The 16882-nt window shown below is 68.0% G+C and carries 16 protein-coding genes; 3 read left to right on the top strand and 13 right to left on the bottom strand.

Features of this window, described 5'->3' with window-relative positions; all coding sequences use genetic code 11:
• Positions 1-34 precede the first annotated feature (34 nt).
• Positions 35-382, top strand: coding sequence for a RidA family protein (locus tag N5D91_RS05570; protein ID WP_005418155.1), 348 nt, complete (start codon positions 35-37; stop codon positions 380-382).
• 64 nt (positions 383-446) lie between these two features.
• On the opposite strand, the gene rnfB is transcribed toward N5D91_RS05570, so the two are convergent.
• From rnfB to N5D91_RS05525, 9 genes are all read right to left on the bottom strand, one after another.
• Positions 447-860: an Rnf electron transport complex subunit RnfB gene (gene rnfB / locus N5D91_RS05565; protein WP_110713085.1), complete on the bottom strand. Its 414-nt coding sequence runs from the start codon at positions 858-860 to the stop codon at positions 447-449.
• Between the two features lie 26 nt (positions 861-886).
• A complete protein-coding gene (locus N5D91_RS05560; protein ID WP_075677000.1) occupies positions 887-1477 on the bottom strand; it encodes an HAD family hydrolase in 591 nt (196 codons plus the stop codon).
• A gap of 78 nt (positions 1478-1555) precedes the next feature.
• The gene (gene metG, locus N5D91_RS05555; RefSeq protein ID WP_110713084.1) at positions 1556-3637 is read right to left on the bottom strand and encodes a methionine--tRNA ligase; all 2082 of its coding nucleotides are present in this window, start codon (positions 3635-3637) and stop codon (positions 1556-1558) included.
• 102 nt (positions 3638-3739) lie between these two features.
• Positions 3740-4183 carry a DUF2147 domain-containing protein gene (locus N5D91_RS05550; protein ID WP_100440467.1) on the bottom strand — a complete coding sequence of 148 codons (444 nt, stop codon included), beginning with the start codon at positions 4181-4183 and terminating at the stop codon, positions 3740-3742.
• Between the two features lie 387 nt (positions 4184-4570).
• Complete coding sequence (locus N5D91_RS05545; RefSeq protein WP_180853820.1) at positions 4571-4975, bottom strand: VOC family protein; 405 nt, start codon at positions 4973-4975, stop codon at positions 4571-4573.
• A complete protein-coding gene (locus N5D91_RS05540; RefSeq protein WP_180853819.1) occupies positions 4972-6042 on the bottom strand; it encodes a serine hydrolase domain-containing protein in 1071 nt (356 codons plus the stop codon). Before N5D91_RS05540 ends, N5D91_RS05545 begins: the two co-directional genes overlap by 4 nt.
• A gap of 16 nt (positions 6043-6058) precedes the next feature.
• Positions 6059-7999 (bottom strand): DUF885 family protein, encoded by a 1941-nt coding sequence (locus N5D91_RS05535; protein WP_180853818.1) that lies wholly within the window; start codon positions 7997-7999, stop codon positions 6059-6061.
• A 95-nt stretch (positions 8000-8094) separates the two neighbouring features.
• Positions 8095-8880: a queuosine precursor transporter gene (locus N5D91_RS05530; RefSeq protein ID WP_110713077.1), complete on the bottom strand. Its 786-nt coding sequence runs from the start codon at positions 8878-8880 to the stop codon at positions 8095-8097.
• On the bottom strand, positions 8877-9560 hold the full coding sequence (locus N5D91_RS05525) for a DUF502 domain-containing protein (RefSeq protein ID WP_100440472.1): 684 nt from the start codon (positions 9558-9560) through the stop codon (positions 8877-8879). The genes N5D91_RS05530 and N5D91_RS05525 overlap by 4 nt, the downstream gene beginning before the upstream one ends.
• Positions 9561-9636: 76 nt before the next feature.
• Here N5D91_RS05525 and N5D91_RS05520 point away from each other — a divergent pair, with 76 nt between their 5' ends.
• Positions 9637-10953, top strand: coding sequence for a hypothetical protein (locus N5D91_RS05520; RefSeq protein WP_110713075.1), 1317 nt, complete (start codon positions 9637-9639; stop codon positions 10951-10953).
• Positions 10954-10960: 7 nt separating this feature from the next.
• Here N5D91_RS05520 and N5D91_RS05515 read toward each other — a convergent pair whose 3' ends face one another.
• The 4 genes from N5D91_RS05515 to trxA all read right to left on the bottom strand — a co-directional run bounded on the left by N5D91_RS05515 (position 10961) and on the right by trxA (position 16120).
• Positions 10961-11413, bottom strand: a complete 453-nt coding sequence (locus N5D91_RS05515) for a DUF4442 domain-containing protein (RefSeq protein WP_153855788.1) — start codon at positions 11411-11413, stop codon at positions 10961-10963.
• A gap of 422 nt (positions 11414-11835) precedes the next feature.
• Positions 11836-13458 carry a CHASE2 domain-containing protein gene (locus N5D91_RS05510; RefSeq protein WP_110713072.1) on the bottom strand — a complete coding sequence of 541 codons (1623 nt, stop codon included), beginning with the start codon at positions 13456-13458 and terminating at the stop codon, positions 11836-11838.
• Positions 13455-15155, bottom strand: a complete 1701-nt coding sequence (locus N5D91_RS05505; RefSeq protein WP_180853817.1) for a FecR domain-containing protein — start codon at positions 15153-15155, stop codon at positions 13455-13457. The genes N5D91_RS05510 and N5D91_RS05505 overlap by 4 nt, the downstream gene beginning before the upstream one ends.
• 107 nt (positions 15156-15262) lie before the next feature.
• Positions 15263-16120 (bottom strand): thioredoxin, encoded by an 858-nt coding sequence (gene trxA, locus N5D91_RS05500; RefSeq protein WP_153855790.1) that lies wholly within the window; start codon positions 16118-16120, stop codon positions 15263-15265.
• Between the two features lie 123 nt (positions 16121-16243).
• On the opposite strand from trxA, the gene N5D91_RS05495 reads away from it, so the two are divergent.
• On the top strand, positions 16244-16846 hold the full coding sequence (locus N5D91_RS05495) for a DUF998 domain-containing protein (RefSeq protein WP_110713068.1): 603 nt from the start codon (positions 16244-16246) through the stop codon (positions 16844-16846).
• Positions 16847-16882 lie beyond the last annotated feature (36 nt).

Raw genomic sequence — 16882 nt, 5'->3', positions numbered from 1 at the left:
AATGCAGGCCTGATCACCCGCAGGAGCCACGCCCATGATGGAGCGTTACGACGTCGGACCGCGCATGTCCGAAATGACCGTGTACAACAAGGTCGCCTACCTCTCCGGCCAGATTCCGGAAGACACCAGCCAGGACATTACCGGGCAGACCCGGCAGGTGCTGGCCGAGATCGACAAGCTGCTGGCGCTGGTCGCCAGTGATCGCCAGCATGTGCTGCGCGCCGAAGTGTTCCTGGCCGACATCGCCGACTTCGACGGCATGAACAAGGCATGGGACGAGTGGGTGGTCGAGGGCGCGACCCCGGCCCGCGCAACCTTCGAAGCCAAGCTGGCCCACGCCGAGTGGAAGGTCGAGATCGTGGTGACGGCAGCGGTGCCGTAATCATTGAACGGGGTCAGATCCCTTTTCCGTTGGAAAAGGGATCTGACCCCTTCTGCAGACCCCGTTACAGGGGCAGCATCTCGATGCAATCCACCGGGCACGGTGGAATGCACAGCTCGCAACCGGTGCACAGATCGGCAATGACCGTGTGCATGTACTTGGCGCCGCCGACGATGGCATCCACCGGGCAGGCCTGGATGCACTTGGTGCAGCCGATGCAGTCGGCTTCCACGATCAGCGCCACCTGCGGCGCCTTGTGTTCGCCACGCGAACGATCAAACGGAATGGCGGGCACGCCCAGTACCTGCGCCAGTGCGCGCGCGCCAGCGTCGCCGCCCGGTGGGCAGCGGTCCACGCCCACCTCGCCGCGCGCCATCGCCTGCGCGTACGGGCGGCAGCCGTCGTAGCCGCATTGCCCGCATTGGGTCTGCGGCAGCAGGCGGTCGAGGCGTTCGGTCAGGGGCGGGATCAGGCTCATGCGTGGCGAAGGCTGCGCGTTGGGGGTTACTTCAGGGGTTTGCCACGGAACCAGCGCTCGTGGGCCAGCGCCAGCATCGGCTTGTCTTCGGAACTGTCACCGTAGGCATGGATGCGCACGTAGCGTGACAGATCGAACTGGCGACGGATGTGCTCGACCTTGCGCGGGCCGCAGTCGCCTCCGGCATAACGACCGGTCAGGCGGCCGTCCTGGCTTTCCAGACGGTTGCAGATCAGCTGCAGGCCCAGCTGCTCGCACCACGGCCGCAGGTACAGGTCCAGCGAGCCGGACACGATCACCACGGTATGCTGCTGTTCCTTGTGCCAGCGGATCTGCTCCAGCATTTCCGGGCGCACAACCTCGGGCAGGAACTCACGCGAGAAGCCTGCCGCCAGCGTGGTGATGTCATCGCTGTGGCGGTCGCTGAAGGTCAGGCGGGTGACGCGTGCGCGGATGCGTTCGGCCGAGATCAGCTTCAGCTTGTATGCGGCCAGCCACGGGCCGACCTTCCACCACGCCTGCGCCAGCTGTTCGGCGGTGGCCACGCGGCGCAGGAAACGGCCATAGGTATCGCAGGTGGTCACGGTGTGGTCGAAGTCGAACAGCGCCAGTTCCATTCCGTTGCTTCCCATCGCGTTGCCTCCGGTGGCCGGTGCTGCCGGCGGGCGTGGCGGTGGCCACGCCCGCTGCGGGCATCAGCGGACCGGCATGCCCGGCTGCGCGCCGCTGTCGGCGTCCAGCAGCGCCAGCGCGCCGCCGTCGAAACCGGCCGACAGGATCATGCCCTCGCTCAGGCCGAAGCGCATCTTGCGCGGGGCCAGGTTGGCGATGAACACCACGCTGCGGCCAACCAGGGTTTCCGGCTCGCCGTAGCTGCCACGGATGCCGGAGAAGATCTGGCGCTTGCCCAGCTCGCCGGCATCCAGTTCGAAGCGCAGCAGCTTGTCCGAGCCGTCCACGAACTCGCACACCAGCACCTTGCCGATGCGCAGGTCGAGCTTGGCGAAATCGTCGATGCCGATGTAGGCCGGCGCATCGGCGCTCTTCGCGTCGTCCTTGGCCGGGGCCGGCGCGGCCGGTTTGGCGGCGTCGGTCTTGGTGGCGGCGGCGGCAGCGGCGGCCGGCTGCAGGGTGTCCTTGGAGGCGTCGATCATGGCGTCAATCTTCTTCGGGTCGATACGGGTGAACAGCGGGGTGTACTCGGTGATGCGGTGGCCCAGCAGCGGCTGTGCCAGCTCGGTCCAGTCGTTCACCGGCGCAGCCAGGAAGGCCTCGGCCTGCGCGGCGGTGGCCGGCAGCACCGGCTTCAGTGCGGTGACCAGCACGCGGAACAGGTTCAGGCCCTGGCTGCACACGGCCTGCAGCTGCGCGTCGGCGCCGTCCTGCTTGGCGATGACCCACGGCTTGACGTCGTCGATGTAGCGGTTGGCTTCGTCGGCCAGGGTCATGGTCAGGCGGATCGCCGCGGCCGGGTCATTGCGCTCGTAGGCTTCACGGATCGGCGCCAGGCCATCGACGAAGCGCTGGTACTGCGCGGCATCAGGCAGCTGCGCGGCCAGCTGGCCGTCGAAGCGCTTGCTGATAAAACCGGCGCAGCGGCTGGCCAGGTTGACGAACTTGCCGACCAGATCGGCGTTGACGCGGGCGATGAAGTCACCCAGGTTCAGGTCGAGATCGTCGACGCCACCGCCGGACTTGGCGGCGTAGTAGTAGCGCAGCGCTTCCGGTTCCAGGCCGGCGTCGAGGAAGGTACGGGCCATCACGAAGGTGCCGCGCGACTTGCTCATCTTGGCGCCGTCCACGGTCAGGTAGCCGTTGACATGCAGGCGGGTCGGCGCGCGGTGGCCGGTACCGTGCAGTACCGCCGGCCAGAACAGGCCGTGGAAGTTGACGATGTCCTTGCCGATGAAGTGGTGCAGCTCGGTGGCGGTGCCGGCGCGCAGGTGCGCTTCGAAGTCCTCGCCGGTCTTGCCGCACAGGGTCTGGAAGCTGGACAGGTAGCCGATCGGCGCGTCCAGCCAGACATAGAAGTACTTGCCCGGCTGGCCAGGGATCTCGAAGCCGAAGTAGGGCGCATCGCGCGAGATGTCCCACGCGCGCAGGCCACCTTCGGCATTGAGCCACTCACCCAGCTTGGCCTTCACGCCCGGCAGGGCGACATCGCCGGCCAGCCATTCGCGCAGGAACGCATCGAAGTGGCCCACCTCGAAGAAGAAGTGCTCCGAATCGCGCATTTCCGGCGTGGCACCGGAGATGACCGAACGCGGCTCCTTCAGGTCGGTCGGCGCATAGGTGGCGCCGCAGACTTCGCAGTTGTCGCCATACTGGTCGGCGCTTCCGCAGTTCGGGCAGATGCCCTTGACGTAGCGATCGGGCAGGAACATGCCCTTGGCCGGGTCGTAGAACTGCGCGACCGAACGGCGGCTGATGTGGCCGGCCGCTTCCAGCTTCAGGTAGAACTGCTCGGTCAGTGCCTTGTTGGCGGCCGAGTTGGTCGAGTCGTAGTGGTCGAAGGCCACGCCGAAGGCGGCGAAGTCACGTTCGTGGCTGGCCTGGATGTTGGCAATGAAGGTTTCCGGGGTGACCCCGGCCTTTTCCGCGGCCAGCATGATCGGCGTGCCGTGGGTGTCGTCGGCGCAGACGAACCAGGCCTTGCCGCCGCTCATTCGCCGCGCGCGCACCCAGATGTCGGCCTGGATGTAGCCGACCAGGTGGCCCAGGTGCAGCGGGCCGTTGGCGTAGGGCAGGGCGGTGGTGACGAGGGCGGTACGGGTCATGGTCGCGGGGTGAAGCCGAGGGGAACCGCAGAGTATCGCATGCCCGCAACGAGGTGACCCGGCCGGGGCCGGGTCACGAGGGTGAAGCGGGGGCCGGGGCGCTTACTCGCGCTGCCAGGTCTGCGCGCGGCAGATGAAGGCGATGCAGCCGGACACGTCCAGCTTGGTGCCACCCGGCTGCAGCTCCATCTTCGACTTGTAGGTCTTGCCGTTGGCCGGGTCGAGGATGGTGCCGCCGGACCACTTGTTGGCGCCATCGGCCTTCAGGTTCCAGAGGATGGTCATGCCCTTCACTGGCTTGTTCCTGTTGGCGCCTTCACAGCCGTCGCAGACCGGATTGGGGCCCTTGTCCGAGTGCAGGATGTCGACCACCTTGCCGGTCAGCGTGCCGTTGGCGGCCTCGGTGATCTCGACGATCGACTTCACCTTGCCGGTCTTGTCGTCGATGGTCTTCCAGCGGCCGGCGGCGCCGTCGGCGGCCTGGGCCGACAGGGCGGCCAGGCACAGCGGCAGTGCCAGCAGCAGGGTCTTGAAGGTGTTGCGCATGGTCCCCTCCCAGGGTTCATTCCGGCACGGTGCCGGTATGGGTCGACTGTATACCCATTCGGCGGGGTATGGGGAAGGGGGGCTTTGCAGGGCTGCGCCCTGCACCCACGGTAGTGCCGGCCGCTGGCCGGCAACCTCAACGGCAACGGCAAAAGCGACCATTCCGTGGGATGGCGGGGTGGGTCCGGTTGCGGGGGGCGCCGTAAACCCGTCCCTGGGGGCTTGGCCGCGGCATCCATGCCGCGGACACCCCCGCAACCGGACCCACCCCGCCTTCGACAGGTCTCCGCAATCTGTCGGAATGGCACGGCCTGCTCTTGGTGGGTGTCGACCTTGGTCGACACGTAGATCCATGCCATGCATGGATAAATCACGATTGAAAAACGCTCAACCGACCTCGTACAGCTCCAGCGGCAGGTCGTCGGGGTCGGCGAAGAAGGTGAAGCGGCGGCCGGTGTATTCGTCCACGCGGATCGGTTCGCAGGCCACGCCATGTGCGGCCAGGCGCTGGATGAACGGCTCCAGCGCGGCCACGCGGAAGGCGAGGTGGCGCAGGCCCTGGGCTTCCGGGCGGCTGGGCCGGGGCGGAGGGGAGGGGAAGGAGAACAGTTCCAGCTGGCCGCCGTCGGGCAGGGCCAGGTCCAGCTTCCAGGAGTCGCGCGCGCTGCGGTGGTTCTCGGCCAGCACGCGCAGGCCGAGGACGCGCACGTAGAAGTCCTTCGAGCGTGCGTAGTCACTGCAGATCAGTGCGGCGTGGTGGATGCCCAGCAGGGCGCAGGCGTCATCGCTCATTGCAGGGTGTCCAGCCAGCGCTGGGCGATCTTCTGCGCCAGCGGATAGGGTTCGGGGTCGTTGCGGTTGGTCAGCACGATCACGGTCAGGTGCTTGTCCGCATGGCGCACGATCACGTTGCGGAAGCCGATGCTTTCGCCACTGTGCCATTGCACCGGGCCATTCAGGCGCCAGCCGAAGCCGTAGTGCGGCACATCCGGTTCGGGTGTTGCCGTGGCCGGGCTGAACATCGCGCGGCGCGAGGCCTTCGACAGCAGGCGGTCGTCGTACAGCGCCGCATCCCAGCGGGCCAGGTCGTCCAGCGAGGAATAGATGCCGCCATCACCGAGCACTGCGCTGGTGGTGCTCTGGTCGGTGCGCTGCCAGTGACCGTCGATCTGGCTGTAGCCATAGGCGCGTGCGGCGACCGTGTCCACGCCATCCTGGTGGGCCACCGTATGCGCCATGCCCAGTGGGCGGAAGATGCGCTGCTGCAGGAAGCTCGCGAAATCCTGGCCGGAGGCGCGGCCGATGATCAGTGCCAGCAATGCATAGCCGCTGTTGCTGTAGCGATACTGCGTGCCAGGTGCGAAGTTCAGGCGGTCTTCGTGCGACAGCAGGGTCAGCACATCGGCGTCATGTACCTGGCGGGTGTCGTCAGGGGCCATCAGGTCTTCGTAGTCGAGCAGGCCGCTGGTATGTGACAGAAGCTGGCGCAGCGTGATGGCTGCGGCGGCGGGCGGCAACTCGGGCAGCCAGTGCCGGGCCGGCTGGTCGAGCCCAAGCCGGCCATCCTCCACCAGCAGCAGCACCGCCGCAGCGGTGAACTGCTTGCTGACCGAGGCCAGCCGGAAGTTGCTGGCCGCGGTGACCGTGGTGCCGTCCTCCACCACCGCCAGGCCGTAGCCGCGGCGGAATACCGGTTGCCCGTCGTGCAGTACCAGCACGGCGGCGCCGGGTACCTGGCCATCGTAGGCCTGCATCAGGCCGTCGATGCCCGCATCCGGTGGGGTCAGCACCGGAGCGGCGGAGGTGGCCAGCGGCAGCAGGCCCAGCACGACGGCGAACAGGGCGACGGCAGGACGCATGGCGGCTCCGGAAGGGTCAGGGTGACGGGGCGGGCGTAGCGCTGGCGGGCTGGGCCATCCAGCGTTCCATCTTGCGGTCCAGCACGTCCAGCGGCATCGAGCCGTCCTTCAGCAGTTCGGCGTGGAAGCGGCGCAGGTCGAAGGCGGTGCCCTGGCGTGCCTTGGCCTTGTCGCGCAGGGCGACGATGGTGGTCAGGCCGGCCACGTTGGACAGTGCCTGGCCGGGCTGGGCCATGATCCGCTCGACTTCGGCGTTGGCGTCATCGCTGCTCATGTCCACGGTCTTCTGCAGGTAGGCCACAGCCTGCTGCTTGCTCCAGCCCTGTGCGTTCACGCCGGTGTCGGCCACCACGCGGGCGGCGCGCAGCAGGCGCGAGTACAGGTAGCCGATGCGGTCGTAGGGATCGGTGTAGACGCCCAGGTCCTCGCCCAGCGTTTCCGCGTACAGGCCCCAGCCTTCGACGAAGGCGAGGTCGCCACCGAGGCGACGGAAGCGCGGCAGCTTGGCCAGTTCCTGCTGCAGGCCCAGCTGCACGTGGTGGCCGGGGATCGCTTCATGCAGGTACTGCACCGGCACGTTCCAGCGCTTGCGGCTGGGCAGGTCGCGGGTGTTCACGTACAGCACGCCCGGTTGCCCGGCCGGTGACGGCTGATAGGCCGCGGCGGCGGCGGTCAACGCACGCTCCGGTTCCACCGCGCGCACTTCGAGGGTGGACTTGGGCAGGGTGTCCAGTACCTGCGGCAGGCGCGCATTGACCTGCTGCTGCACCTGGCGGTAACGGTTGATCAGCGCATTGGCGTCGCCGTACTGGAACTGGCGGTCATTGCGCATGCTGCGCAGCAGCTTGGATGGCGTACCACGCAGCTTGGCATCCTTCATCACCGTGGCGATCTGGGCCTGCAGTTCCTGCACGCGCTGTTCGCCCAGCGCGTGCAGCTGCGCAGCGGTCTGGTCGCTGGCGGTGGTCTGCACGATCAGGTTGGCGTACCAGGCCTGGCCATCGGGCAGCGCGCCGAGGCCACTGCTGGCACGCGTGGCGGGCAGGTATTCGGTGGCGATGAAGCCGCGCAGGGCGCGGTAGGCCGGCATGATGCGCAGTTCGATCATGCGCTTGTACTCGGCGCTGATGCGCGCCTTGTCCTCGGCCGGGATGGTGTTCGGCATGGTGCGGATCGGCGACCAGAAGATGCTCTCTTCGGCGGTCGGCTTGATCACCGCATCCAGCTGCGGCAGCACTTTTTCCATCAGGTCGCGCGGCTGTACCACACCGGCCTTCATGCCCTGGCGCATGTTGTCGATGGCCTGGTCGAACAGCTCGGGAATGCCGAGCGAACGGCGCGACCAGGTGTCGTAGTCCTGCACGGTGTTGAACGGCTGCGCGCCGGCACCGGCACCGAGGATCGCCATGATGCTGCCGATGTTGTAGTACTGGCTGATCGGCATCATCCAGCTCGGGTAGCGCTCGGCGGCCAGCGAAGCGCGCGCGTCGCGCACGAAGATCTCGTAGCTGAGCAGGTCCTGGCCCTGCAGGCCGTCGCTGCCGAGTTTCTCGACCTTGCCCAGCCACTCGGTGGTGAAGTCATGCGACTGCTGGCGCCAGGCGGCGGACAGGATGTTGGGCAGCTGGTCGTTGTAGCGGGGCTCGCCCTGGAAGGTCGCCTGCAGCGGATTCAGCCGCATCGAGGCATCCCAGTATTCGTCATACAGGCGCTCCAGCTGCACCTGCTTGGGTACGGCACGGGCCGGTGCGACCGGGCGTGGCGCGGCGCGGCGCGCCGAACTGCCACGGGCCGGCGCGGTGGCGCGGGCGGGCCTGGCCTTGGGCTTGGCGGCCTGGCGGGTCTGCGCGGTGGCAGGGCGGCTGGCCTTCTTCTTCGCTGCTTCGGCCGACGGCACGGCACTGAACAGGAACAACGCGGCAATGGCGGCGGCCAGGACGCGGGGGGAATACGGCATCAAGAAGCTTCCGTGGAACACAGACCGTGGAGCTTGCACGATCCGCGCGCGTACGGCCAGCGTGAAGGCGCAGTCAGCTTGGTGGCGCTGGGGCTTCAGTCAGCCGCCGCGGCGGCGCGCAACGCCGCCGCGCGATCGGCGCCCAGATAGCGGGTGATAGCCCGCCGCATCAGGTACAGCAACGGAATCAGGGCAATCGCAAAGCCCATCTTGTACACGTAGTTGACGCTGGCGACTGCAAGGAACAGCGAGGTCGGCCAGTGCTGCGGGCCGAGCACGAAGGCGATCCAGATCACCACGAAGCTGTCCACGACCTGCGATATCGCGGTCGAGCCGGTCGCGCGCAGCCACACGTGGCGTTCGCCGGTGGCCTGGCGGATGCGATGGAACACCGCCACGTCGATCAACTGGCCGAGCAGGAAGGCCACCAGCGAACCGGCAATGGTCCACATGCCCTGGCCGAACACCGCCGCGAACGCGGCCTGGTAGTCGGGCACGCCGTGGCCGTCCATCGAGGTGACCCACCAGCTGGCCGGCGCCAGCGAGATGGCGGCGAAGGCGAACAGGAAGCCGTAGCCGATCAGCACCACCGCCAGCCACGAGATGAAGCGCACGCCGCGCTTGCCGAAGAACTCGTTGATGGTGTCGGTCATGATGAACACCACCGGCCACAACAGGGTGCCGGCGGTGAAGCTGAGCGAGCCGGTCTGGCCGAACAGGTTCCAGTTCAGCGGATCGATGCCGAGGGTGTCTTCCAGCGCGAAGATCTTCACCCCGATCAGCTCGGCCAGCACCGCGTTGCCGCAGAAAAATGCGGCCAGCACGATGAACAGCAGGACCGCGCGGTCCTGCAGCGGGCGCTCGACCGGCGCCGCGGTCATTCGCTGCGTTCGCCTGCGCGCGTGAACGGAACGCTGGACGGTGCGACGGCACCACCGGAAATGATGAAGCTCATGGCCTGGTCGACGGTCCAGTCGGTCGGGGTCAGCAGCTCCACCGGCACGATTTCCAGGTAACCCGAGGTCGGGTTCGGCGTGGTCGGCACGTACACCGCCGCCAGCTCACGGTCGGTGCCGTGTTCCTTGATGACGCGGGTGACCAGGCCGACCGACTTCATGTCGCGGTGCGGGAAGTCGATCAGCACCACGCGCTGGGTACTGCCCGGTTCGGTCTGCAGCATGTCCAGCAGCTTCTTGGCGCTGTCGTAGATGATGCTGGCCAGGGGAATGCGCTTGATGATCGCGCCGACCCAGCGCAGCAGGCGCTGGCCGAGCACGCGGCGGCTGGCCACGCCCACCGCCAGAATCACCAGCAGGGTAGCCAGCAGGGCGATGGTGTCCTGGATCCACTCGGCACGGACCCAGCCGAGGTAATGCGGGAAGCTTGTCGCGATCTGCTCGGAAAGCGGTACCACCAAGGGGCTGGAAATGCCCGACAGCAGCACGAACACGAACTTGACCACGACCCAGGTCAGCCAGATCGGCAGCAGGGTCAGCAGGCCGGTCAGGAACAGGCGCTGCAGGGAGGGGCGGGGGACCAGGGCGGGGGCTTCGAGCGACATGTGCGCATTGTAGCGGCCACCGCCGGTCGATTACGCTGGGGAATCGACTGCGGCAACGACACATGGAAGGGAAGCTGTGTTGAAGATTCTGCGCGGACTGGGCTGGACCCTGGCGGGCCTGCTGGTGCTGGCCATCGTGGTGTGGTGCGCATCGCGCATGTGGCCGGTGCCTGAATCACGCCTGCAGGCGCAGCAACGGCTGGAGGCACGCCTGCCGGCGGCCGGGCGCAATGGTTATGCGCTGCTGTGGACGTTGCCGTTCGACGATCTGGATGCCCGCCAGCGCGAGCAGGCGTTGGCCGAGGACGTGCGCCGTTGGGAGGCGGACCTGCAGGGCAGCAGCGGCGGCCAGACACACCTGGCGGCCAACCATGCCGAGCTGCGCTCGCGGCCCGGTGCCAGTTGCGGGCCGGCCGCCACCGGCTGCCTCGCCCAGGTCCGCGCGAACCCGCAACGCTTCGTGGACGCCCACGCCGGCCACCAGCAGTTGCATGCGCGGCTGGATCAGCTGGCCGAAGCGGACTACTTCATGTCGCCGTTCCAGCCGAAGGGCGACGGCATTCTGGTCCCGTTGCCGACCTATGGCCTGGTGGTGGATGCCACCAGCGCGCACGCGCTGGACTACGTGCAGGGCGATATCGACGGCGCACTGCGCGGCAGCTGCCGTGGACTGCTGCTGGGAAGGCGGCTGGTGCCGGGTAGCAGCTATCTGATCGAGAGCATCATCGGCGCCAGCCTGGTCCAGGCCAATGCCCAGCTGCTGGCCGACATGCTGGTCGAACTACCCGCCGGCCACCCGCTGCCAACGGAATGCGAACAGGCGCTGCAGCCGATGCGGGCCGACGAGCAGAGCCTGTGCCGGGCAATGCAGGGCGAGTATGCGATGAACCGCGCGGCGATCGAGACATCGGCGCGGGAGTTCGGCGGCGTGCTGGTGCTGGATCGCAGCAGCACCCTGGCCCGCGCGGCCGGCAATCTCGGCTGGGCCTGTGGCGCGGCAGCCACAGCGGCGCTGGAAGCGGATCGCCCGTTGCCAGTGCCGGCGCCACCGCAGCATGACTTCGGTTGCCTGTCGAACGTCATGGGCTGCGTGCTGACCGATATGGCCGCGCCGATCTATCCTGCCTATTCGTCACGGCCACAGGATGCCGCGGCGATGGTGCGGCTGCTGGGGGCGCAGCGTTGGCTGCGGCAGCAGACGGATGATCCGGTGGACGCACTGCAGCGGCTGCCGGTGCAGTTCCGCTCGCCGGTGCGGGCGCCGCAACTGTCGGCCGATGGCCGCCACCTGCAGGTGCCGCGTCGCTCTCCAGCGCGCAGCGCTGATGAGAACCCGTGGCTGTCGGTGCCGTTGCAGAAGGAATCGGCTTCGACTGCGGCGGGACGCGACTGAAGCGCGCTCAGCGTGCGTGTGGCTTCAACCGCAGGTAGACCTGCTTGCGCACCTGGGCGACCACCTCGCCGCTTTCATCGACGACATCATTGCTGAACCATCTCAGCACTTTGTCACCAGCGGCGGCTTCGGCGCGCAGTTCGTCCAGCAGTGCGTCGTCGATGCGGAACGAGGTACGCACGGTACCGCGGCCGGGCTTGAGGAAATCGATGGCACCGGCGCGGTCCCACACGTAGTAGTCACGGCCAAGGATATGCAGCAGGCCGAGCATCCAGAACGGATCGGTCATCGCGAACAGGCTGCCGCCGAAGTGGGTACCGACATAGTTCCGGTTCCAGGGCCGCAATCGCAGTTCGACATCGATCTGCCGGTAGTCGGGAGTGATGCGGGTGACGTGGATGCCGGTGAACAGGAACGGCGGCCAGAGGTTGATGCCGAAGCGGAACAGGCGGGCGTTCATGCGGGTCCGGGGCGCAGGGCGAGGTGTCCAGTCTAACCATTCGCATGCGTATGTTGCACCCCGGGCGAGCGTCCGCACGATTCGGGCGTGGTCCGGCGAATTGTAGAGTCGAGCTTGGGGTCATGCAGCTGCGTCAAGGAACCCTGGGGCGATGCATGCAGTCACTGAAGTCCAGAGTGGCCATTGCAGTCACTGCGCACTCCGATGAAGGACGGCCGGTGTGGCAGCGGGCTACTACGATCATCTGATCCGGAATGAGGAGGATGTTCGGCAACAGTCACTGTATGTACTGGCCAACCCCGTGCGCGCGGGCCTGACATCCCGGCTGGGAGACTATCCGCTTGCGTGGTGTCGCTGGCCGCTGGAATGAGGCGGAGGCAGTCGAGCAAGCTCGACTCTACAGGTGGTGTGCATATCCTGCCTCATGGGCCGTCGATGACATACCCGTCGCGCCCATTGGCCTTGGCCTGGTACAACGCGGTGTCGGCGCCTTCGACGAAATGGTGTGGTTGCAGATCGCCGTCAGGCACGCGGGTGAACACGCCGATGGTGAGGGTGACGGCACCGTCGCTGGCATCGCCGGGCGCCGGCAGCGCCCGCACGCATGCGATCAGGTCCTCGATCACCAGGCGCGCCCCCTCGGCTGGCGTATCCGGCAGCACCAGTGCGAATTCGTCACCGCCGTAACGTGCGGCCATGTCACGCGGGCGCCGCGCATGCGCGCCGATCAGGCGGGCGACATCGCGCAGCACGCGGTCGCCCACCTGGTGGCCATGGCGGTCGTTGTGGCGCTTGAAATGGTCGACGTCGATCAGCGCCAGGCTCAACGGCTTGCCACTGCGCCGGGCGGCATCGCATTCCTGCTGCAGCGACTGCTCGAAGCGCAGGCGGTTGCCAAGACCGGTCAGCGCGTCGCGGTTGGCCTGGCGGTGCCAGGCCGAGATCCGCCAGATCGCCCAGGCCAGCAACACCAGCAGAACGCCCAGCATGGCGGTAGCCGGCGCCCACCACAGGTCGCTTGCGCGCAGCAGCACCCAGCTCAGCAACGGCGCCGCCGGCAGTGATGCCAGCGCGGCCAGCCACGGCAGGCGCAGGCCGAGCAGGAGCACGCACAGCGCAACCACCACACCACTGATGGCGTGCTGCCAGAGGCGCGGCAGCAGGTCGATCTGCTTGTGCTGCAGCAGCATCGAGGCGATGTTGGCCTGGTACTCGCTGCCACTCATCCAGAACTCGCGGGTGGTCGGCGTCAACAGCCGTGGTGCGATGCCACTGGCGGTCATGCCGACGACGATGCGACGGCCGTGCAACATCGCCATGTCTACATGGCCATCGAGCACGTCCACGTAGGAAACCTGCGGCAGCCGCTCGGGCGGACCGGCGTAGCGCACCCGCACGTAGTCGTCGCGTCGCCATTGATAGGGCGAGCTCACCCCCGGATCGGGGTCGGGCAGGCCGCGCACAGCGCCCGCGGGGAGGCCCGCAAGGGCCAATCCGAGCGCGGGCCAATGGGCCATGCCGATGCCAGCGTGCAGGTAGACGCCGCGGGCGACACCATCGCCGTCCACTTCAACATCGGTGTGGCCGATGGCGGCGGCACTGGCCGCAATCTGCGGTACCGGCAGCATTTCCTCGGCCATGCGATCACCGGCCGCGGGCGCGGCCAGCACCGGCAGCACCACCCGGCCATTGCGGCGGATGGCCGCGGCCAGCGCCTCGTCCTGGCGGCTGTCGCGGCGGTCCGGCTCGGACAGCATCAGGTCCAGCGCGACGCGCTCGGCGCCGGCATCGGTCAGGCGATCCAGCAGGCGTGCGTGGATCGAGCGCGGCCACGGCCACTGGCCGATGCGCTGCAGGCTGCCTTCGTCGATCGCCACGATCAGCACGCTTGGATCGGGACGATAGTCCCAGTTGCCGACCATGGCATCGTAGGCGGCTTCATCCTGCCGCCACAGCCACTGGCCCTGGCTGGCGATCACGGTCAGCACGCCGGCCAGCAGCGCCAGCAGGATCCGCTTCGACCACGGCAGTGGCGAGCGCCTCATAACAACAGCCACAGCAGCAGGGCGCCGCCGCCAGCGCCGTAGCACAGGCGGCAGGGCAGCTTGATCTGCTGCGCAGGAGAGTACTCGCCTGCATGACCGTCATCGTCGATGTACTGCACGCGCACGTGCAGGGTGCCGCTCCAGGGCCGCTTGAAGCTGACCTGCGGCTCGACCACTGTCTCATCGACCAGCGGCGCCTTGAAGTCTCCGCGGCGATCGACCTGCACCCGATAGCGCTGGCCTTCGCTGCCCGCCTGCCAGCGCAGCGTCAGCTCGCCATGCGCGGCTTCCGGCGGCTGCAGCGCCGGATCAACCGGTTCATTGCTCAGCTGCAGCGGCAGCGCCTGGCCGTAGCGGCCCTGGTGGCCGTTGCCATCGCGCGAGGCCACGCGCCAGAAGTACTGGCCCGGCGGCAGTGGCTGCGCCAGGCGCAGGTCGGTGCCAGGGGTCGTCTGTTCCTGCAGCGGTTGCACGAAGCTCGGCTCGGCGGCGATCTGCAGTACGCTGCTGCGCGCGCCGGGGGCCTGGCTCCAACGGAAGCGCGGTCGGTCGCTGTTGATCGTCTGCCCATGCAGCGGGGCCACCGTCAGTGGCGGCGGCGGCTGGTCGCTGAGTTCGAAATCGGCGCTGGCATCCAGGCCTTCCACACCCTGTGCGTCGACAGCACGCAGCAGGATACGCAGCTGGCCGGGCGGCAGGTCGCCGATGGCCAGGTGGGTGTCAGCGGTGGTCGCGGCAAAGAGCAGAATTTCCGGTGTTGCGGCTTGTACCACTTCCACGCGGTAGTGTGCGGCGCCGGGAACCGCTTCCCAGGCCAGCAGGGTCGGCAGCGGCGCCAGCCGAAGTTGGTCGTTGCGCAGCGTCGGAGCGGGCAGCAGGGGAGAGACCGCAGCGGGGGCTGCGTCAGCGCTGCCGCTGCGGGTGGCCTGTCCCGGCCGGACCAGGCGCTGGCCGTGGGTGTTGCCGACCTGCACCTTGCCCTGCAGGACCTCGGTGGCCCCGACCTGGCCGGTGTCGCCGGCACTGACCCGGAATACGGTGCCGCGCACGCTGCTGGTGGCGGTGGGGGCATCGATGATGTAGCGCGATGCCGGACCGCGGGCCGGCGTCACCCGGTTGCTGGCGCGTCCCTGCTGCAGGCGCAGGCGGGTGTCGACCATGCCGGTATGGCCATAGCGGCTGAGTTGGTCCAGGCGCAGGCGCGAATGCTCGCGCAACTGCAGGCGCGAGGCATCGGCGAATTCAAGCGTGATGCTGGAGTCGCCTTCGGTCTGCACGGTATCGCCGATACGCAGCTGCTCGCCGGCCAGGACCGCGCGCGTGGCGCTGCCGTCGGCGCCAGACAGCTCGACCTTGCCACGCACGGACAGTACGCGGGCGGGCGCCGGTTCGATGCGCAGCCAGCTGATGGGGAAGCGCAGCAGCTGGCCGGGGGGCAGCTGGTAGGGATTGTCGATGCGGTTGTGCTGTTGCAGTTGCTGCCAGGGCACCGAAGGCTTGAGGTACAGGCCACCCAGGTCCCACAGGGTATCGCCGGGACGGACCCGGTAGTTCCAGTCCTGGGCACCGGCCAGACCCGGCAGCAGGAGGAGGGCGCAGAGCAAGGCACCCTGGAAGCGCATGGCGAACAACAGCGAGCGGACGAAGGTCACAGTTTGCAATCCCGGCAATGCGGGGGCGCAGCTGCAAGACCCCATGGCCCCGACCTCATCCCCCCGAACGGATCGTGGCGGCCGTACGGCCGCCATCCAGCGCATTATTGCCCGCGTTCAGTGCAGGGATTCTGAACGAAGCATGTTCCCGTTCAGAACAGCAGGGAGGCCATCCGGCGGCGGTACTGGCCGACCAGGTCCTCGTCGGAGATCACATTGAAGGCGTCGATCAGGGCCTTGCGCGGCAGTCCTTCTTCGAAGGTGCGGTCGATCCGCAGCATTTCCAGGAACTGCGCCAGCGCGGCCTCGTCGTGGCCGCCCAGCAGCAACTGCACGCCACGCAGGTGGCGGGCCTTGAGGTCGTTGCCATCGGCGGCAATGCGCGCGTCCAGCACCTCGGCCGCGGGCGCGTCCTTCAGTGCAGCGGCGAAGGACAGACGCGCGCGGGCGCGCACGGCGCGGTCGTCGGTGGCGAGGTTGGCGGGCAGGCCGTCGATCAGCGTGCCGGCCTCGTCCACACCGCCGATCTGCAGCAGGGCAAGGGCCAGATCGAGCTTCAGTTCATCCTTGTCCGGCTCGGCGGCGATCTGTGCGCGCAGCACGTCCACCTGTGCCTGCGGGTCCAGCGGTGCTTCGTCCTCGGCAGCGGTGTCACCGACGTCGGCCGGCACGATGCCGTGCTGGGCCAGGAACTCGCGCAACTGGCCTTCCGGAATGGCGCCGGGGAAGCCATCCACCAGCTGGCCGCCCTTGACCAGGAACACGGTCGGCACCGAGCGGATCTGGAAAGCCGCAGCGATCTGCTGCTCCTTGTCGACGTCGACCTTGGCCAGTTCGAAGGCGCCGTTGTATTCGGCCGCCAGCTTTTCCAGCATCGGGCCGAGGCTCTTGCACGGCCCGCACCAGGTGGCCCAGAAGTCGACCAGCACCGGCGTCTGCAGCGACTTCTGCAGGACTTCGGCCTCGAAGGTCGCAGTGGTGGCGTCGAATACGTAGGTCGTCTCGGTCATGGGAGAGGCATCGTTTGGCATCTGGAGACCGATTCTATGGTGACGATCGATGTCGGTCTCAACCCGGGCTGCGGCAAATACCCGACAATGCGGCCTTCCTGTCGCTGTTGTTCCGGAGCCTGCATGTCTTCACTGTCCCCGCTGTTGCGCCTGTCCGGGCTGATCGCCGCGCTGCTGTTCGTGCTGGCGGTGCTGGGTTTCGGCACCGGCCTGGAAGGTTATGCACAGGCGCGGCACCCGGTGGCCCTGCTGGGCGCGCAGGGTGTGCCGCACGCGCTGGCCTTCAATCTGCTGGGTTTCGTACTGCCGGGCCTGTTGGCGGTGGTCGTGGCCGAGTGCCTGCGCCGGCAGCTGCCGGCCAGCGCTGGCTGGGCGCCGCGGGTGGGCAGCCAGATGCTGTTGCTGGGCGGGCTGGCCTTCGCCGCGATGGGCTTGATGCCGCTGGATGTGGACGATCTGCACGGGCCGGCCAGCCAGCTGCACGCCAGTGCCTGGATGGTCTGGGTGCTGGGCTTCGTCGCCGGCACCCTGTTGCTGGGCATCTCGCAGCTGCGCCAGACGCACGGTCGCGCCCTGGGCGGGGTGGCGCTCGCCTGTGGCGTGCTGGCGGCGCTGGCTGCCTTTGCGCTGCAGGGTGTGCTGCCGGCACCACTGGCACAACGGCTTGCATTCGCCTGCTGGGCGGTCTGGCTGGCACTGGCCCTGCCGCTGTCGCGACCGCGCTGAGACCGGCTCCGGGCGCTGGCGGCGCCGGCGGTCGGC

Source organism: Stenotrophomonas sp. GD03794 (assembly GCF_029842145.1).
GTDB classification, from domain to species: Bacteria; Pseudomonadota; Gammaproteobacteria; order Xanthomonadales; family Xanthomonadaceae; genus Stenotrophomonas; species Stenotrophomonas riyadhensis.
Note: the sequence above shows the minus strand (reverse complement) of the source record. Positions and strands in the feature narration are given on the sequence as shown.

Coding starts and splice junctions, on each gene's coding strand:
- N5D91_RS05570 (WP_005418155.1), top strand. CDS start 35: ATGATGGAGCGTTACGACGTCGGACCGCGCATGTCCGAAATGACCGTG.
- rnfB (WP_110713085.1), bottom strand. CDS start 860: ATGAGCCTGATCCCGCCCCTGACCGAACGCCTCGACCGCCTGCTGCCG.
- N5D91_RS05560 (WP_075677000.1), bottom strand. CDS start 1,477: ATGGAACTGGCGCTGTTCGACTTCGACCACACCGTGACCACCTGCGAT.
- metG (WP_110713084.1), bottom strand. CDS start 3,637: ATGACCCGTACCGCCCTCGTCACCACCGCCCTGCCCTACGCCAACGGC.
- N5D91_RS05550 (WP_100440467.1), bottom strand. CDS start 4,183: ATGCGCAACACCTTCAAGACCCTGCTGCTGGCACTGCCGCTGTGCCTG.
- N5D91_RS05545 (WP_180853820.1), bottom strand. CDS start 4,975: ATGAGCGATGACGCCTGCGCCCTGCTGGGCATCCACCACGCCGCACTG.
- N5D91_RS05540 (WP_180853819.1), bottom strand. CDS start 6,042: ATGCGTCCTGCCGTCGCCCTGTTCGCCGTCGTGCTGGGCCTGCTGCCG.
- N5D91_RS05535 (WP_180853818.1), bottom strand. CDS start 7,999: ATGCCGTATTCCCCCCGCGTCCTGGCCGCCGCCATTGCCGCGTTGTTC.
- N5D91_RS05530 (WP_110713077.1), bottom strand. CDS start 8,880: ATGACCGCGGCGCCGGTCGAGCGCCCGCTGCAGGACCGCGCGGTCCTG.
- N5D91_RS05525 (WP_100440472.1), bottom strand. CDS start 9,560: ATGTCGCTCGAAGCCCCCGCCCTGGTCCCCCGCCCCTCCCTGCAGCGC.
- N5D91_RS05515 (WP_153855788.1), bottom strand. CDS start 11,413: ATGAACGCCCGCCTGTTCCGCTTCGGCATCAACCTCTGGCCGCCGTTC.
- N5D91_RS05510 (WP_110713072.1), bottom strand. CDS start 13,458: ATGAGGCGCTCGCCACTGCCGTGGTCGAAGCGGATCCTGCTGGCGCTG.
- N5D91_RS05505 (WP_180853817.1), bottom strand. CDS start 15,155: ATGGGGTCTTGCAGCTGCGCCCCCGCATTGCCGGGATTGCAAACTGTG.
- trxA (WP_153855790.1), bottom strand. CDS start 16,120: ATGACCGAGACGACCTACGTATTCGACGCCACCACTGCGACCTTCGAG.
- N5D91_RS05495 (WP_110713068.1), top strand. CDS start 16,244: ATGTCTTCACTGTCCCCGCTGTTGCGCCTGTCCGGGCTGATCGCCGCG.